Annotated in this window: 18 protein-coding genes; 10 read left to right on the top strand and 8 right to left on the bottom strand. The window is 67.9% G+C overall.

Features of this window, described 5'->3' with window-relative positions:
- Positions 1–45 precede the first annotated feature (45 nt).
- Positions 46–369: a WhiB family transcriptional regulator gene (locus RJ1_RS36535; protein WP_005248496.1), complete on the top strand. Its 324-nt coding sequence runs from the start codon at positions 46–48 to the stop codon at positions 367–369.
- 66 nt (positions 370–435) lie between these two features.
- On the opposite strand, the gene bagB is transcribed toward RJ1_RS36535, so the two are convergent.
- Together bagB and bagA are read right to left on the bottom strand one after the other, a co-directional pair.
- Positions 436–1,575: an ATPase BagB gene (bagB, locus tag RJ1_RS36530; RefSeq protein WP_073367852.1), complete on the bottom strand. Its 1,140-nt coding sequence runs from the start codon at positions 1,573–1,575 to the stop codon at positions 436–438.
- Positions 1,572–2,588, bottom strand: coding sequence for an ATPase BagA (bagA, locus tag RJ1_RS36525; protein ID WP_073367849.1), 1,017 nt, complete (start codon positions 2,586–2,588; stop codon positions 1,572–1,574). Before bagA ends, bagB begins: the two co-directional genes overlap by 4 nt.
- A 55-nt stretch (positions 2,589–2,643) precedes the next feature.
- Here bagA and sp36 point away from each other — a divergent pair, with 55 nt between their 5' ends.
- The 3 genes from sp36 to RJ1_RS36510 are packed head-to-tail and all read left to right on the top strand — an operon-like array spanning position 2,644 to position 4,086.
- Positions 2,644–2,808 (top strand): Sp36 family protein, encoded by a 165-nt coding sequence (sp36, locus tag RJ1_RS46380; protein ID WP_005248493.1) that lies wholly within the window; start codon positions 2,644–2,646, stop codon positions 2,806–2,808.
- 5 nt (positions 2,809–2,813) lie between these two features.
- Entirely contained in the window at positions 2,814–3,290 is a 477-nt protein-coding gene (locus RJ1_RS36515; RefSeq protein ID WP_073367846.1) for a RidA family protein, read from the top strand.
- 4 nt (positions 3,291–3,294) lie between these two features.
- Positions 3,295–4,086 carry an MBL fold metallo-hydrolase gene (locus RJ1_RS36510; protein ID WP_073367844.1) on the top strand — a complete coding sequence of 264 codons (792 nt, stop codon included), beginning with the start codon at positions 3,295–3,297 and terminating at the stop codon, positions 4,084–4,086.
- A gap of 63 nt (positions 4,087–4,149) precedes the next feature.
- On the opposite strand, the gene RJ1_RS36505 is transcribed toward RJ1_RS36510, so the two are convergent.
- Entirely contained in the window at positions 4,150–4,824 is a 675-nt protein-coding gene (locus RJ1_RS36505) for a Crp/Fnr family transcriptional regulator (protein WP_005256089.1), read from the bottom strand.
- Between the two features lie 219 nt (positions 4,825–5,043).
- Positions 5,044–5,316: a hypothetical protein gene (locus RJ1_RS36500; protein ID WP_073367841.1), complete on the bottom strand. Its 273-nt coding sequence runs from the start codon at positions 5,314–5,316 to the stop codon at positions 5,044–5,046.
- A 21-nt stretch (positions 5,317–5,337) separates the two neighbouring features.
- Here RJ1_RS36500 and nth point away from each other — a divergent pair, with 21 nt between their 5' ends.
- The 4 genes from nth to marP are packed head-to-tail and all read left to right on the top strand — an operon-like array spanning position 5,338 to position 8,803.
- Entirely contained in the window at positions 5,338–6,183 is an 846-nt protein-coding gene (gene nth / locus RJ1_RS36495; protein ID WP_073367839.1) for an endonuclease III, read from the top strand.
- Between the two features lie 12 nt (positions 6,184–6,195).
- The gene (locus tag RJ1_RS36490) at positions 6,196–6,858 is read left to right on the top strand and encodes a TlpA family protein disulfide reductase (RefSeq protein WP_073367837.1); all 663 of its coding nucleotides are present in this window, start codon (positions 6,196–6,198) and stop codon (positions 6,856–6,858) included.
- Positions 6,855–7,616, top strand: coding sequence for an NUDIX hydrolase (locus RJ1_RS36485; protein ID WP_073367834.1), 762 nt, complete (start codon positions 6,855–6,857; stop codon positions 7,614–7,616). Before RJ1_RS36490 ends, RJ1_RS36485 begins: the two co-directional genes overlap by 4 nt.
- Positions 7,613–8,803 carry an acid resistance serine protease MarP gene (gene marP / locus RJ1_RS36480; RefSeq protein ID WP_073367831.1) on the top strand — a complete coding sequence of 397 codons (1,191 nt, stop codon included), beginning with the start codon at positions 7,613–7,615 and terminating at the stop codon, positions 8,801–8,803. Before RJ1_RS36485 ends, marP begins: the two co-directional genes overlap by 4 nt.
- A gap of 3 nt (positions 8,804–8,806) precedes the next feature.
- Here the strand turns inward: marP and RJ1_RS36475 are convergent, their stop codons facing one another.
- From RJ1_RS36475 to nhaA, 3 genes are read right to left on the bottom strand one after another with little or no spacing between them, the layout of a single operon-like run.
- Positions 8,807–9,745, bottom strand: a complete 939-nt coding sequence (locus RJ1_RS36475) for an alpha/beta fold hydrolase (protein WP_073367828.1) — start codon at positions 9,743–9,745, stop codon at positions 8,807–8,809.
- Positions 9,746–9,754: 9 nt separating this feature from the next.
- Positions 9,755–10,279, bottom strand: a complete 525-nt coding sequence (locus RJ1_RS36470) for a phage holin family protein (protein ID WP_073367825.1) — start codon at positions 10,277–10,279, stop codon at positions 9,755–9,757.
- On the bottom strand, positions 10,276–11,511 hold the full coding sequence (nhaA, locus tag RJ1_RS36465; protein ID WP_073367822.1) for a Na+/H+ antiporter NhaA: 1,236 nt from the start codon (positions 11,509–11,511) through the stop codon (positions 10,276–10,278). The genes RJ1_RS36470 and nhaA overlap by 4 nt, the downstream gene beginning before the upstream one ends.
- Before the next feature lie 178 nt (positions 11,512–11,689).
- Here nhaA and RJ1_RS36460 point away from each other — a divergent pair, with 178 nt between their 5' ends.
- Both RJ1_RS36460 and RJ1_RS36455 read left to right on the top strand, forming a co-directional pair.
- A complete protein-coding gene (locus RJ1_RS36460) occupies positions 11,690–13,075 on the top strand; it encodes an MFS transporter (protein ID WP_073367819.1) in 1,386 nt (461 codons plus the stop codon).
- A 74-nt stretch (positions 13,076–13,149) separates the two neighbouring features.
- Complete coding sequence (locus RJ1_RS36455) at positions 13,150–14,967, top strand: adenylate/guanylate cyclase domain-containing protein (protein ID WP_073367816.1); 1,818 nt, start codon at positions 13,150–13,152, stop codon at positions 14,965–14,967.
- Positions 14,968–15,018: 51 nt separating this feature from the next.
- Here the strand turns inward: RJ1_RS36455 and RJ1_RS36450 are convergent.
- On the bottom strand, positions 15,019–15,675 hold a 657-nt coding region (locus tag RJ1_RS36450), incomplete at its 5' end, for an AMP-binding enzyme (protein WP_143169584.1).

Here is a 15,675-nt window from a genome sequence, read left to right as displayed (position 1 = left end):
GGCGTGATAAGTGCTGGGCTGCGCAGACTCGAAGAGGGGAAACGAATGCACATGACCACCCCAACCAGCCGTCTGGACGTCGAGCAAGCAGAAGCGCGAATCGCCTGGGTCACCCAGGCTCGTTGCCGGGAAGTCGATCCCGATCAACTCTTTGTACGCGGCGCAGCACAGCGCAAGGCCGCAACCATTTGCCGGCATTGCCCGGTACTGATGCAGTGCGGAGCCGATGCTCTCGACAACCGTGTCGAGTTCGGCGTGTGGGGTGGCATGACGGAACGTCAGCGCCGGGCGTTGCTCAAGCAGCACCCAGAGGTGGAATCATGGTCCGATTTCTTCGAGGCTCAGCGGCAGCACCAGTCCGCCGTCTGACGTTCGGAAACTGATTCGCAGGCAGGTAAGCAACAGACGGGTGACCGGTTCTCCGGCAGGAGCTGATCAGCTCGTGCGGGTGAGCTGGTCGCCCACCGCCCTCAAGGCCTCGAGGTCCGAGACCTCGAACGGCAGCGAGGGCACACCGACGATCGGCACCCGAGGGTGGGCGGCCGTGAACCGGCTCAGTAGTTGAACCTCACGCTTGGCGATCACCGCCCGATGGGCGTGGATCCGCAGTACGGCGGCGGTGAGGGGGTCTTGGTCCCCGAGTTGGTCGGCGGCAGTGACCGCGTGATCGGCCGACAGGGAACTGAGAGTGGGGTGCGTCCGATTCAGGACGAGGCCCGCGAGCGGCATCTCGTCGCCTGCGAGCCGGTCGACGAAGAACGCCGCCTCCCGCAGTGCATCCGGTTCGGCTGCCGCGATCACCAGAAACTTGGTGCCCGGCTGTCGAAGTAATTCGTAAGTGCGCGTGGCCCTTTCGCGGAATCCGCCGAACATCGAGTCGAGTGACTGCACGAAATTCGAGGCGTCCGACAGCATCTGACTACCCACGATGGTGGAAACGCCGCGCAGTGCGAGCCCCATCGCGCCGGTGACGAGCCGGGTGAGACCGCGGCCGGGTGCGGTGAGCAACCGGATCATGCGACCGTCGAGGAACGCGCCCAGACGCTGGGGTGCGTCGAGGAAGTCCAGTGCGTTTCGGGACGGCGGCGTGTCGACGATCACCAGATCCCATTCGTCGCTGGAGGCGAGCTGCCCCAGCTTCTCCATCGCCATGTACTCCTGCGTTCCCGAGAACGAGGTGGCGACGGTCTGGTAGAAGGGATTCGCGAGAATCTGCTCCGCCTTCTCCGGCGTGGAGTGCTCGATCACCATTTCGTCGAACGTGCGGCGCATGTTCAGCATCATGGCGTGCAGTTCGCCGGTGGCGTCCGGTCCGAGCTGCACGGGTTGAGGCGAGTTGTCGAGTTCCGCGACGCCGAGGGCCTGCGCGAGTCGACGCGCCGGGTCGATGGTCAGCACGACCACCTTCCGTCCCTGTTCCGCGGCGCGCAGTGCGAGCGACGCGGCCGTGGTGGTCTTGCCGACCCCACCCGCGCCGCAGCACACGACGATCCGGGTGGCCCGGTTCTCCAGCATCCCCGCGACATCCAGAGCGGAGGCGGTGCGGCGGCGCTCGTGTTCCACTGTCTGCGTCATCGGACACCCTGTTCCGTCAGATACTCCGCGAGCTCGTACAGCCCGCCCAGGTCCACACCGTCGGCGAGCGACGGCAGATGCAGTCGTGCCCCGTCCACTTCGGCGAGCTGTCCGGCACTCTCCTCCTGCGCTTCGAGTACGGACGCGTGCTCGATCGTCTCGGTGAGCAACCCCGCGAAATCTTCGTCGTCGAGGGTGATCCCGCTCTTCCGCAGTCCGGCGCGGATGGCCTCGGCGTCGATGCGTCCCTTCGCGGCGTCCGTGAGGGTCTCGCCAGGCAGGAACTGCGGGCTGGTGCGGTTGACGACGATGGTGCCGAGCCGCAGATCGGCGCGGGCCAGTTCCTCTGCCGCGTCGGTGGTCTCCTGCACCGGCAGCGCCTCGAGCAGCGTCACGAGGTGGATGACGGTCTCGTCGGAATGCAGCAGACGCACCACGCCCTCACTCTGCGACCGCACCGGACCGCCCTTCGCGAGGTCGGCCATCGCCTTCGTCACGTCGAGGAAGTTGCCGATCCGCCCGGTCGGCGGCGCGTCGACGACGACAGCGTCGTACGCCCGCTTGCCGGACTTGTCGGTGCGCACCACACACTCCTTGATCTTGCCGGTCAACAGCACGTCCCGAAGGCCGGGCGCAATCGTGGTGGCGAACTCGATGGCACCGAACCTGCGCATCGCGCGGCCCGCGAAACCGAGGTTGTAGAACATCTCGAGGTACTCGAGGAAGGCGGTCTCGATGTCGATGGCCAGCGCCATCACCTCCCCGCCACCCTCGGCGGCCGCGACCTTCGTCTCCTGCGGCGGGAGCGGGGGCACGTCGAAAAGCTGGGCGATTCCCTGCCGGCCCTCCACCTCCACCAGCAGCACACGACGCCCACCCTCGGCCAGGGCGAGCGCCAACGCGGCGGCCACCGTGGACTTTCCGGTGCCGCCCTTTCCGGAGACGAAATGCAGCCGGGCCCGCGCGGCCTTCTCGGGCCACGTCGGGGTGAGCTGGTCTGGGGATGCAACCACGGGGTCGAGCCTATAAGTCTGGGAGGCGGGATGTGCGGGGGATAGGCTCACCGGCATGAGTGAATTGACTTCCTGGGAGTACGCCACCGTTCCGCTGCTCACACATGCGACCAAGCAGATCCTCGATCAGTGGGGCACCGACGGCTGGGAACTGGTGACGGTTCTTCCCGGACCCACCGGTGAGCAGCACGTTGCGTACCTGAAGCGTCCGAAGGGCTGAGGGCCGTGGCAGAGACACAGAACTGGACCGCCCGCCTGACCGAGCTCGGCATCACGCTGCCGTCCGTCGTCCCGCCGGTGGCCGCCTACGTGCCCGCCGTGCGCACCGGCAACTACGTCTACACGTCCGGGCAGCTGCCGATCGTCGAGGGCAAGCTCACGCACGTCGGCAAGCTCGGCGCCGAGGTGTCGGCCGACGACGCGAAGGCCGCCGCCCGCACCTGCGCGCTCAATGCGCTGGCCGCGGTCGACGCCCTCGTGGGCATCGACTCGGTGGTGCGGATCGTCAAGGTCGTCGGATTCGTCGCCTCCGCCGAGGGATTCACCGGTCAGCCCGGCGTCGTGAACGGTGCGTCCGAATTCCTCGGTGAGGTGTTCGGGGATGCCGGCGCCCACGCACGCTCGGCCGTCGGTGTCGCGGAGTTGCCGCTCGGCGCCCCCGTCGAGGTGGAGCTGATCGCCGAAGTGCAGCCGGAGTCGTAGTGCCATGACGCTTGCCCATCCGGCCTACGCCCAGGTGCGGGAGGTCACCCCGATCGTCTCGGTGATGCTCGAGAACAATCCCGGCATGATGACGCTCGACGGAACCAACACGTGGATTCTGCGTGCGCCGGGCCGGGCCGAGTGTGTGGTGGTCGACCCGGGTGACGCCGACGAGGAGCACCTCGTGCGTGTCGCGGCACTCGGTCCGGTCGCGTTGACGCTGATCACACACCGTCATTTCGATCACACCGGCGGAGTGCAGAGGTTCTTCGAACTCACCGGCGCACCCGTGCGTTCGGTGGATCCCGAATTCCTCCGCGGCGGCGGCGAAGCCCTCGTCGACGGTGAGACCATCGACGTCGCGGGACTCACGCTCACGGTGATCGCCACACCCGGGCACACGAAGGATTCGGTGTCCTTCATCGTGGAGGGTGAGGGCACCGTCCTCACCGGCGACACGATCCTCGGCCGCGGCACCACGGTGCTCGACGACACGGACGGCGACCTCGGCGACTACCTGTCGTCGCTGCGCCGACTGCTGGACCTCGGAGCCGGCCGCCAAGTGATGCCCGGTCACGGACCCGAACTGCCCGACCTGAACGTGATCGCGCAGCAGTATCTCGATCATCGGGAGGAGCGGCTCGACCAGGTGCGGGCCGCGCTCGGCGCACTGGGTGGCAGCCCGACCGTCCGAGAGGTGGTCGAGCACGTCTATTCCGACGTCGACCCGAAGTTGTGGCCGGTGGCCGAGAAATCGGTCAACGTGCAGCTTGCCTACCTGCGCAGCCACGACTAGCAACCGAACGAATTCAGCCACCCCCTCCGTGCGAGGGGGTGGCCGAATTCGTTGGTGCGAGAACTACCGTGCGCGGCGTGCCAGGCGCTCGGAGTCGGAGATCAGCACGCTCTTGCCTTCGAGGCGCAGCCATCCGCGGTGCGCGAAATCGGCGAGTGCCTTGTTGACGGTCTCGCGGGAAGCGCCGACGAGCTGGGCGATCTCTTCCTGCGTGAGGTCGTGCGTGACCCGCAGCGAACCCGCCTCCTGGGTGCCGAACCGCTGCGCGAGCTGCAGCAGCGCCTTGGCGACACGACCGGGAACGTCCGTGAAGATCAGGTCGGCCAGGTTGTTGTTGGTGCGGCGCAGACGGCGCGCGAGCACCCGCAGGAGCTGTTCGGCGATCTCGGGGCGGTGGTCGATCCACGCCTTGAGCGCTTCGCGGTCCATGCTGACCGCGCGGACCTCGGTGACCGTCGTGGCGGTGGACGTACGCGGGCCGGGGTCGAAGATGGACAGTTCACCGAACATGTCGGACGGGCCCATGATCGTCAGCAGGTTCTCCCGGCCGTCCGGCGAGCGGCGACCGATCTTCACCTTGCCGGACACGATGATGTACAGGCGGTCACCGGGCTCACCTTCGTTGAAGATGACATGTCCGCGGGGGAAGTCGACAGGCTGCAGCTGCTTGGTCAGCGCCGCTACCGCTGAGGGCTCGACTCCTTGGAAGATGCCGGCTCTTGCCAGGACGTCGTCCACGTGCGCTCCTTGGGAATATTGTTCGTCTGTATGCATATTGTGCGCGATTTGCTGCATGTCGACGATGCCCCGGTGATCCGCGGCGTGTCGCTGTGCAACAGGTACGGCTCTGAAGTCTACGTTGAGACGGCTCGGTCTGAGTGACCGATACCACGGAAGTCGCAAAAGTTAACCGGAGGATGCGTCCTAGGGTGCGCTGATTCGGGAACTTCGCGGGGGTCAGCTGGCGCGCCGCGAGCCCACTTCGGTCACCGCGACGTCGTCGGTTTCGAAGCTCGAACGACCCTTGCGACGGCGATGGAAGCGTGCCAATGCGTGGGGGAATCCTTCGTGGGCCAGGGTGGCCACTTCGTCGTGACTTGCCTGGTCGAGGAACTCTTCCACCTCTTGCTGACGAACCGTGAGCCGGCGGAGTCTGAACTCCACCCGCTCCATGGCCAGCGCAAACAGCATCAGCAGCACTGGGAAGAGGACCACAGCGAGACCTTGCATACGGGGAAGTAAACACTGCAAATGTCTCAGAAGCGACACAGCGGCGATTCGGATCGGTCGGGTATCCGTAGAGTTGATCCCGTGCATGCGACCCCCAGCGACAGCTCCGAAGTGCGTGGACGCACCCGCTCGCGGGCCGCGAAGCAGGAAGAAACCCGGCTGGGACTCGTCCGGCGCGCCCGCAGAATGAACCGCAAGCTCGCGGAGGCCTTCCCCCACGTCTACTGCGAGCTCGACTTCACCACACCACTCGACCTCGCCGTCGCGACCATCCTCTCCGCGCAGTGCACGGACGTGCGGGTGAACATGGTGACGCCGGCGCTGTTCGCCCGCTACCCCGACGCCACGGCGTACGCGGAGGCCGAACGCACCGAGCTCGAGGAGTACATCCGGTCCACGGGCTTCTACCGCAACAAGACCAACTCGCTGATCGGGCTCGGGCAGGCGTTGCTCGAACGCTTCGACGGCGAGGTCCCGAACACTCTGAAGGACCTCGTGACACTGCCGGGGATCGGCCGGAAGACGGCCAACGTGATCCTCGGCAACGCGTTCGACGTGCCCGGCATCACGGTCGACACCCACTTCGGGAGGCTCGTCCGGCGCTGGAAGTGGACGGAGGAGGAAGACCCGGTCAAGGTCGAGCACGCGATCGGCGCCCTCATCGAGCGCAAGGAGTGGACGCTGCTCTCGCATCGGGTGATCTTCCACGGCAGGCGCGTCTGCCATGCCCGCAAGCCCGCGTGCGGGGTGTGCGTGCTCGCCAAGGACTGTCCGTCGTACGGGCTGGGCCCCGTCGACCCCGACGTCGCCGCCGAACTGGTTCGCGGACCGGAGACGGAGCATCTGCTGCGTCTGGCCGGCAGGTGAGGGTAGATACGAGTGTCTAGCGCAGCGCGGTGGAGTCTGGCCGCTCTCGTCGTCGTGGTGGCTCTGGTCGTCGCGATCTGGCCCCGGGGTGACGATGCCGAAACGCCGTCGTACGAGGACCGGTTCGGTGCGGGGAGCCGCACCCCCACGTCGGTGGACGCCGACCCGGACGCGCTCGCAGCGCTGAGGACGCAGGCGGGCCTGGCTCCGTGTCCCGCTCCGGCGGCCACCTCGGAGCCGTCGGCGGGTGCGGTCCTGACCGGCATCACGCTGGAGTGCGTCGGCGACGGCAGTCAGGTCGATCTCGCGGCCGCGCTCGGAGGCCGACCGGCGCTGCTGAACCTGTGGGCGTACTGGTGCGGCCCCTGCGCCGAGGAGCTGCCCTATATGCAGCAGTTTTCGGATCGTGCGGGGGACGCGGTTACCGTCCTTACGGTGCACACCGATCCCAACGAGTCCAGCGCGCTGTCCCGACTGGTCGACTACTCCGTCACCCTGCCCGGTGTGCAGGATGGCGACGGGCGTGTCCGCGCCGCGGTCGGAGCACCTCCCGTCCTGCCCGTCTCGGTGCTGATCCGGCCCGACGGCACGGTCGCGAAGGTCCTGCCTCAGCCGTTTCGCAGCGTCGACGAGATCGCGGCTGCCGTCGAACAGAACCTGGGGGTCGCGGCATGACGGTGTCCGTGGACGGCGTCGCCGTCCCGTCCTGGTTGCGGCGGGTCGTGCAGCGGACGCCGGCCGACCCGCACAAGATCAATCCCGTCCTCGACCGGCGTGCGCCGAAGGGGATGACCACCCGTGAGGCGGCGGTGCTCGTGCTGTTCGGTGGTCCCTCCGAGGCGGACCCCCTGATGTCGGGGGGACTGCCCGCCGGCGCCGACGTCCTGCTGACTCAGCGTGCGTCGACGATGCGTCAGCACAGCGGCCAGGTGGCGTTCCCCGGCGGCGCCAGCGATCCCGGCGACGAGGGGCCCATCGCCACCGCGCTGCGGGAGGCCCAGGAGGAGACGGGACTCGACCCGTCCGGTGTCCGCCCGCTCGCCGTGCTCGAGGAGATTTTCATCCCACCGTCCGGATTCGACGTCACCCCCGTCCTCGCGTACTGGGAGAAGCCCAGCGCGGTCGGTGTGGTCGACCCGGCGGAGGCGGAGCGCGTCGCCCGGGTGCCCGTGCACACCCTGATCGATCCGCGGAACCGGTTCCAGGTCCGGCACCCCGCCGGGTACCAGGGCCCGGCGTTCGCTGCCGACGGCATGCTCGTGTGGGGGTTCACGGCAGGCATCCTGGCCGCGCTGTTCGCGATCTCCGGTTGGGAACAGGCGTGGGACCGCCGCGACATCCGCGACCTCGACACGGTCCTCGCGGAACTCGACAACGACCTCGACGACGACCACCTGACGCACGGTCACGGCCGCCCGGCGGTCGAGCGATGACCGGGTCGCGCTGGATCGACCTCGCGATCGTCCTGATCGCCTTCGTCGCCGCGACCTCCGGTTGGCGACAGGGCGCCGTGGCGTCGGTGCTCGCGTTCATCGGGGTGGTGCTCGGTGCGGTGGCGGGCATCCTGATCGCCCCGCACGTGCTCGTGCACGTCGACGAGGGCCGCGGCCGCGTGCTGGTCGGCATCGCCCTGATCGTCGTCCTGGTGATCATCGGCGAAGTGGCGGGCATGGTGCTGGGCCGGGCCGCGCGGGGAAGCATGCACAGTCCGGTCGCCCGCTCCGTGGACAGCGTGATCGGGGCCTGCGTGCAGGCCGTCGCGGTGTTCATCGCGGCCTGGCTGCTGGCGATCCCGCTCACGTCGTCGTCCCAGCCCCAGCTGGCTGCCGCTGTGCGCGGGTCGAGCGTGCTCGAAACGGTCGACAACATCGCGCCCGCCTGGATGCGGCAACTGCCCACCGAATTCACGGCACTGCTCGACACGTCCGGGCTTCCCGACGTCATCGGGCCGTTCGGGCGCACCCCCATCACGACCGTCGACCCCCCGGACGCCAGCGTGCTGCAGAGCCCCGTCGCGTCCTCGCTGCAGTCGAGCGTGCTGCGGATTCGGGGCGTGGCCCCGAGTTGCCAGCGGGCACTGGAGGGATCCGGTTTCGTCGTCGCGCCCGACCGGGTGATGACCAACGCGCACGTGGTCGCGGGCACGGCGGGAATCGTCGTCGATACCGCGAACGGGCCGATGGACGCCGAGGTGGTGTTGTTCGACCCGTCCGCCGACGTCGCGATCCTCGAGGTGCCCGGACTGGACGCCCCCGTGTTGAACTTCGCGCCCGAGCCGGCGCAGACCGGCGACAACGCGCTCGTGCTCGGGTACCCGGGCGGCGGACCGTACACGGCCAGCGCCGCGCGGGTCCGAGAGATCCTGGACCTCAGCGGCCCCGACATCTACCGCGCGGGCACGGTCCAGCGTGAGGTGTACACGGTCCGCGGTTCGATCCGGCAGGGCAACTCGGGCGGACCACTCGTCGACAGCGACGGGCAGGTGCTCGGGGTGGTGTTCGGCGCCGCCGTCGACAACAGTGACACCGGGTTCGTGCTCACCGCCGCGGAGGTGTCGCGTCAGCTGCAGGCCGCGGGCGGGGCGTCCGTCGCCGTGGACACCGGGGCATGCATCCTCTGAGCGTCAGACCGTGCGGGGCGCGACGAGGTCGAACAGGGCGGCGTTCACCCGTTCCGGGGCCTCCCAGTGCGCGTAGTGGCCGACACCGGTGACGGTGTGCATCTGCTGGGTGGGTGCGAAGCGGTGGCTGCGACGCACCGTGTCCGCGAGCACGTACGGGTCGAGGTCGCCGTGGAGGTGCAGGACGGGGATCCGCAGCGTCTGATCCATCGACGCCATGAACCGGCTGCCGTCCGGCCGGAACTGACTGCGGAACGCCCACCGCTGGTACTCCAGGGTGCAGTGCGCGGTGCCGGGAATCTGGATCGCGGACCGCATCCGCGACATCACGACGTCGAACTCGGGGTTCTCCGTCCACGCGGGGCCCGAGCGTGCACGGATCAACCGCTCGACCTCCGACCCGTTGTCCCGGGTGAGGCGACGTTCGGGTCGCCACGGCACCTGGCAGGACACGAACGAGGGCAGCAGGGCCTTGCGCTGGTACCGGTCGTGGAGGACGGCCTGCTTCAGTGCGAGGGGATGCGGTGAGCTGACCAGCGCGATCGACCGGACGAGCCGGGCGTGGAGGACAGCCGTGGCCCAGCAGACCAGGCCGCCGTCGGCGTGCCCGACGAGGGTCGCCTCGCCGTAGCCCATGGCCCGGATCAGGCCGGCGATGTCACCGGCAAGCGTCCACCCGTCGTAGCCGCGCGGCGGTTTGTCGGAATCGCCGTAGCCGCGGAGGTCGACGGCGACGGCCCGATACCCCTGGGCCGACAGCGCCGTCAGCTGATGGCGCCACGACCACCAGAAGTCTGCGAAACCGTGCAGCAGGACGACCAGCGGCGCATCCGGTGCGGATGCGCCGACCTCGACGGTGTGGAATCGGATTCCGTTGGCATGGATGTCGCGATGAATCCAGGGGCCGTCGAAACGGACGGTTGACGGATCGGGTGGTGCCACCGGAGCGAATTACCGCGCGTGACGTCCGCTGGACGATGCGAGATGGGCTTCCGCATCCGAGTACGACGTCGGAAGGACCGTCTTGGCCTGCTTCAGGGAGTCGATGGTCTTCTCGGGCGCCCGTAGCTTGCGCACCCGCATGTAGCCGAGCAGGGCGAGTATCGCCGTCACCACGACCATGATCAGGAAGACGATCAGGAACGCCAGCCAGCGGGCGATCCACACGTCGAGGAGTTCGGCGAGGAAGAAGAAGAAGAAGAACGAGCTGAACAGCAGCACGGTGAACGCGAGGATGAAGAACAGGCTGCCCTGCAGACCCTTCTTGACCTCACCGGTGACCTCGGCCTTGGCGAGCTCGACCTCGGCGCGAACCAGGGTGGACACCTGCGCGGTCGCATGCTTGACCAGCGTGCCGAGGCTCGCCTCGCCGGATGTCCGAGCGTCCACGTCCGTCAGCGGGATCGACGACACCGTGTTCGGCACCCCGTCTCCCGTGTAACGCGGGCTGTCTCCCTTGCCGTGAGTGATGCTCACTTGTCGACCCCTCCAGGTAGCTCTTGCACTTCCGAGTCATCATTCCGGGCCGCATGGACCCGACCGCGTCGCCACAGTAACGCTGATCCGATCAGCGACGCTGTCAACGATGTCACGAGCACCGCGACCTTAGCTATTTCGGCCTCGCTGCCGTCACCGATCCCCGCAAGCGCGAGATCCGCTACGAGAAGGCTAACGGTGAACCCGATCGCGCCGAGCACTGAGAGGGCAAACATGTCGCGGAACCCCAGTGCACGCGGTTTCTTCGCGATGCCCAGGCGGATCGCGAGCCAGGAGATGCCGAAGATGCCGACGGTCTTGCCGACGAGGAGTCCCGCGATGACGGACTGCGAGATGGGGTTGGTGAAGAGCTGCCCGAGGAGTTCGCTGCTCAGCGCCACGCCGGACGCGAAGAGGGCGAACAGGGGAACGCAGACGCCGGCCGACAGCGGTTGGATGCGGTGCTCGAGGCGTGCGCCGGGGGCCTCGCGCTCCCCGGGGTCGCGCCGCACGCGGGTGAGGAGGCCGAGGGCGACACCGGCCAGCGTCGCGTGGATTCCGGCGTCGTGCATGCAGTACCAGGTGAGCAGCGCGAGCGGAACATAGAGCAGCGGCGTGGTGATGCGCCGGTGCTGAGCGAACGCGTAGACGGCCAGGCAGAGGGCGGCGCCGAGCAGCCACAGCAGGGCGATCGAGCTGGTGAACAGCACCGCGATGAGCACGATCGCGAGGAGGTCGTCGACGACGGCCAGGCTGAGGAGGAACACGCGGGCGCTCGCCGGGATACGAGATCCGGTCAGCGCGAGCACTCCCAGTGCGAACGCGATGTCGGTGGCGACGGGGATGGCCCATCCCCGGTCCATGCCGGGTGTTCCGGCGCCGATCGACGCCGCGATGATCGCCGGCACCACCACGCCGCCGCAGGCCGCGATGATCGGGAGCAGGGCGCGCTTGCGGTCGGCGAGTTCGCCCACCACCAGTTCCCGCTTCAGTTCCAGGCCGGCGACGAAGAAGAAGATCGCGAGCAGCCCGTCCTGCGCCCACGTCCCGACCGTCAGATTCAGGTGGAGTGCCGCCGGCCCGATCTCCCAGTCGCGGAGTGCGAAGTAGGAGTCCGAGACGGGGGAGTTCGCCCAGACCAGGGCCACGGCGGCGGCGACGAGCAGGATCGAACCGCCGACGGTCTCGGTGCGGAGGTAGCGGGAGAGTTCGGAGCGGAGGGGCTGGGTCACGAGGGTCGCTCGCTTTCGATTTGTCGTCCGGGTACGGCAATTGCTCTGCCGACCAGACTTCCCGGCGCACCGAGAAGAGCTTATCCAATTTGCCAAGCGAAAGACACGAGGTGTTCAATTCCTAAGGAATGGACTCTCGTCCCAATAGTTGAAATAGCATCGTGCAGGAGTAAGTCGAGTGAGCAGTGCCGTCGATACGTCGAAGCCAGAACCGGACGACGGGGTCACCGTCGCCGGCGTACCCAGAAGCCGGATCGTCGTCGCGAGCATGGTGGGGACGTCCATCGAGTTCTACGACTTCTACATCTATGCCACCGCGGCCGTGTCCGTGTTCCCACACCTGTTCTTCCCCAAGGGAAACGGCACCACCGCCCTGCTGGCGTCCCTCGCCACGTTCGGTCTCGCCTTCGTCGCCCGGCCCCTGGGCTCGATCCTGTTCGGTCACTTCGGCGACCGCATCGGACGTAAGACGACGCTCGTCGGCTCGCTCCTCACGATGGGCATCGCCACGTTCGTGATCGGCCTGCTGCCGACGTACCACCAGATCGGCATCGTCGCGCCCGCGCTGCTGGCGTTGATGCGGTTCTGCCAGGGCCTCGGGCTGGGTGGGGAGTGGAGCGGCGCGGCGTTGCTCGCGACCGAGACCGCGCAGAAGGGCAAGCGGGCCTGGGCGGCGATGTGGCCGCAGCTCGGCGCGCCGATCGGATTCTTCCTGGCCAACGGGCTGTTCCTGATCATCACGCTGTTCCTGGACCACGACAACGGCAGCCCCGACCTGGACGGCGCGTTCCTCAGCTGGGGTTGGCGTATCCCGTTCCTGCTCAGCGCGATCATGGTGATGATCGGTCTGTACGTGCGGCTGAAGCTCGAGGAGACGCCCGTCTTCGCCCGCGCCGTGGAGCGGGGCGAGAAGGTGAAGACCCCGCTGGCCGAGGTGTTGAAGACCAGCTGGCGTCACCTGATCATCGGCACGTTCGTCATGCTCGCCACCTACACGCTGTTCTACATCATGACCACCTGGGTGCTCAGCTACGGCACCGGCAAGACCCCGGCTCAGGGCGGCACCGGCGCCGGCTTCCAATACGCCGACTTCCTGGTCCTCCAGCTGATCGCGGTCCTGTTCTTCGCGGCCGCCGTCCCCGTGTCGGGGTGGCTGGCCGACCGCTATGGTCGCCGCATCACGCTGCTGACCATCACCGCACTGATCATGGTGTTCGGCCTCACGTTCGGCGTGATGCTGAACCAGGAAGGCATGGGCAACGCCCGGATGCTCGCGTTTCTCGCCATCGGAATGTTGTTGATGGGCATGACCTTCGGTCCGATGAGCGCCGTTCTGCCCGAGCTGTTCCCGACCAACGTGCGGTACACCGGTTCGGGGATCGCGTACAACACCGCGAGCATCCTGGGTGCCGCCGTGGCCCCGTTCATCGCCACCTGGCTCGCCACCACCTACGGCGTCGGCTGGGTGGGTATCTACCTGCTGATCGCCGCCGCGCTCACGTTCGTCGCGTTGCTCGTCATGCGCGAGACGCGCGACCAATCGCTCGACGACGTAGGGGCGTAGCCCCCGTGAGTGGTTGACGAGTCTCTGCACTCGTCAACCACTCACGAGCCGCGCAGCGGCCTATAGTTTCATGCATGGCGAAAGCCGTGCTGTTGTCCCGGAAGACCCGGATCCGGCTGCCGAAGCAGGATCTGTGGTCGTTTCTCGCCGACACCGATCGGCTCAACCGCAACATCGATCTGTCGCCTGTGCATTTCGCACCGACATTGGATCGACGCCGCAAGGGACACTATTCGGCGGAAACCCGGTCGTACGGGCGGCGGGTGCGATACGAGGAGTTCCCGTTCGAGTGGATCGAGGGCCGCTTCTACCAGGTCCTCCGCCGCTTCTCGGGCGGACCGTTGACGGAGATCTCGACGGGTGTCCGCCTTCATCCGGCCGCCGGCGACACCGAAGTCGAGGTGTTCGCGCGAATCGTCCCACGGACCTGGTTCGGGGCGATTGCGGCGAGAACCGTGTTGGCACGCACGGGTATCCGGAAAACGGTGGCGCTCGCGCACGCGCTGGAACAACACAACCGCGATCCGCAGGCGCACTCCGTTCCCGCCCTGCCGCCGCCGGAGCGGCTGGATCCGGGCCGGCTGGAACTCCGGACGGCGCAGCTGTCCCGTTCGCACGATTCTCCGAATCTGATCGGGCGCTTGGAATCCCATCTGCGGACCGGATCCGATCTCGAGGTGACCGGCATGCGGCCGTTCGAACTGGCGGACCGCTGGGGAGCCGATCGCATGCAGCTGCTGTACGTGTTTCTCCACGCCGCCGACTGCGGTCTGCTGGACCTGACCTGGAGCGTGCTGTGCCCGGTGTGCCGGACCGTCCGTGAAGACTCCGGCCGCCTGCGACAGTTGCCGAGCCGGGTGCACTGCGATACGTGCGATATCGCGTTCGACACGGACCTGGCGCGGTCGGTGGAGATCCGCTTCGACGTCAACCCGGCTGTCCGTCGGGCGGAGCGGGCCCGCTACTGCATCGGTGGTCCCGCGAATTCACCGTCGGTGGTCGCACAGTTGCGGCTCGAGCCGGGGGAGCAGCGGTCCGAGCGGCTCGACCTCGACGCCGGGTGGCTGCGGCTGCGCTGCTATCAGGTGGGTAGCCCGGTGTCCTGCGACGTCGGCTCCGCCGGTGCGGCGCTGACGGTGGAGTGCGGGCCCGGGGAACTCCGGGTGCACAGTGCACCCGTCACCGACGGGTCGATCCACCTCGACGTCGCGAACCGGCTTCCCGGCGAAGCCCTGATAGTGGTCGAGCGGGAGCGGTGGAAGGACGCCGCCGCGACCGGTGCTCTCGTGATGTCGCTCGAGGGTTTCACGGATCTGTTCCCGGATCAGGGGGTGGCGCCCGGCGACGAGATCGGGATCGCGAACCTGGCGGTGCTGTTCACGGATCTGAGTGGTTCGACCGCCCTGTACGAGCGTATCGGCGACGTCCGGGCGTTCGCGTTCGTGCAGAGCCATTTCCGGTATCTGCGTGACGCGGTGGTGCGGGAGAACGGCGGCGTCGTGAAGCAGATGGGTGACGCGGTCATGGCGACGTTCGCCGGCGCGAGGGAGGCCTGGGCGGCGGCCGAGTCGATGCAGTCAGGGTGGAACGACTTCCGACGCAAGCATTTGGGTGCGGACGACTCGGTGTCGCTGAAGGTCGGGCTGCACCAGGGGCCCGCGGTGATGATCGACAACGACGGCAGCGTCGACTATTTCGGCGCGACCGTCAATCTGGCAGCGCGGGTGCAGGGCTGCGCGAACGGCGGCGACATCGTCCTGTCACGGGCCGTGCACGAGGACCCGGAGGTGGGCGCCCTGCTCGCGCTGTCGGAGTACCGGTGCGACGTCTTCACTGCCGGCCTGAAGGGGATCGGCGAGGAGCAGACGCTGTGGCGGCTTCGCCGCCCGTGAGTGGTTGACGGGTGCAGGGACTCGTCAACCACTCACGAGGCGCGGAGCGCCCTATTTGCCGCGGATCGCGTCGAAGACCTTGGGGTCGACGAGCGTCGAGGTGTCGCCGAGGTCGCGGCCCTCGGCGATGTCCTTGAGCAGACGTCGCATGATCTTGCCCGACCTCGTCTTGGGGAGTTCGGGGACGATCGTGATCTGGCGGGGCTTGGCGATCGGGCTGATCTCCCGGGACACTTCGGCCTTGAGTTCGGCGATGAGGGTGTCGCCGGTGTTTTCGACACCTTCGCGGAGGATGACGAACGCGACGATGCCCTGTCCGGTGGTTTCGTCGGCGGCGCCGACGACGGCGGCTTCGGCGACGCCGTGGTGGCCGACGAGGGCGGATTCGACCTCGGAGGTGGAGATGCGGTGCCCGGAGACGTTCATGACGTCGTCGACGCGGCCGAGGACCCACAGGGCGCCGTCGTCGTCGTACTTGGCGCCGTCGCCGGCGAAGTACCAGCCCTGCTCGGGGTAGCGGGACCAGTAGGTTTCGCGGTAGCGGTCCATGTCGCCCCAGATGCCGCGGAGCATCGCCGGCCACGGCTTGTCGAGCACCAGGTAGCCGGAGCCGCCGGCGCCGAGTTCGTTGGCGTCGTCGTCGACGATCTTCGCGGAGATGCCGGGCAGCGGCGCCATCGCCGAGCCGGGCTTGGTGGTGGTGATCCC

Origin of the sequence: Rhodococcus jostii NBRC 16295 (genome assembly GCF_001894825.1) — a bacterium.
Taxonomy (GTDB): domain Bacteria; phylum Actinomycetota; class Actinomycetes; order Mycobacteriales; family Mycobacteriaceae; genus Rhodococcus_F; species Rhodococcus_F jostii.
The sequence above is the reverse complement of the archived record's forward strand: the minus strand, read 5'-3'. Positions and strand labels throughout refer to the sequence as shown.

Coding starts and splice junctions, on each gene's coding strand:
- RJ1_RS36535 (WP_005248496.1), top strand. CDS start 46: ATGCACATGACCACCCCAACCAGCCGTCTGGACGTCGAGCAAGCAGAA.
- bagB (WP_073367852.1), bottom strand. CDS start 1,575: ATGACGCAGACAGTGGAACACGAGCGCCGCCGCACCGCCTCCGCTCTG.
- sp36 (WP_005248493.1), top strand. CDS start 2,644: ATGAGTGAATTGACTTCCTGGGAGTACGCCACCGTTCCGCTGCTCACA.
- RJ1_RS36510 (WP_073367844.1), top strand. CDS start 3,295: ATGACGCTTGCCCATCCGGCCTACGCCCAGGTGCGGGAGGTCACCCCG.
- RJ1_RS36500 (WP_073367841.1), bottom strand. CDS start 5,316: ATGCAAGGTCTCGCTGTGGTCCTCTTCCCAGTGCTGCTGATGCTGTTT.
- nth (WP_073367839.1), top strand. CDS start 5,338: ATGTCTCAGAAGCGACACAGCGGCGATTCGGATCGGTCGGGTATCCGT.
- RJ1_RS36485 (WP_073367834.1), top strand. CDS start 6,855: ATGACGGTGTCCGTGGACGGCGTCGCCGTCCCGTCCTGGTTGCGGCGG.
- marP (WP_073367831.1), top strand. CDS start 7,613: ATGACCGGGTCGCGCTGGATCGACCTCGCGATCGTCCTGATCGCCTTC.
- RJ1_RS36455 (WP_073367816.1), top strand. CDS start 13,150: ATGGCGAAAGCCGTGCTGTTGTCCCGGAAGACCCGGATCCGGCTGCCG.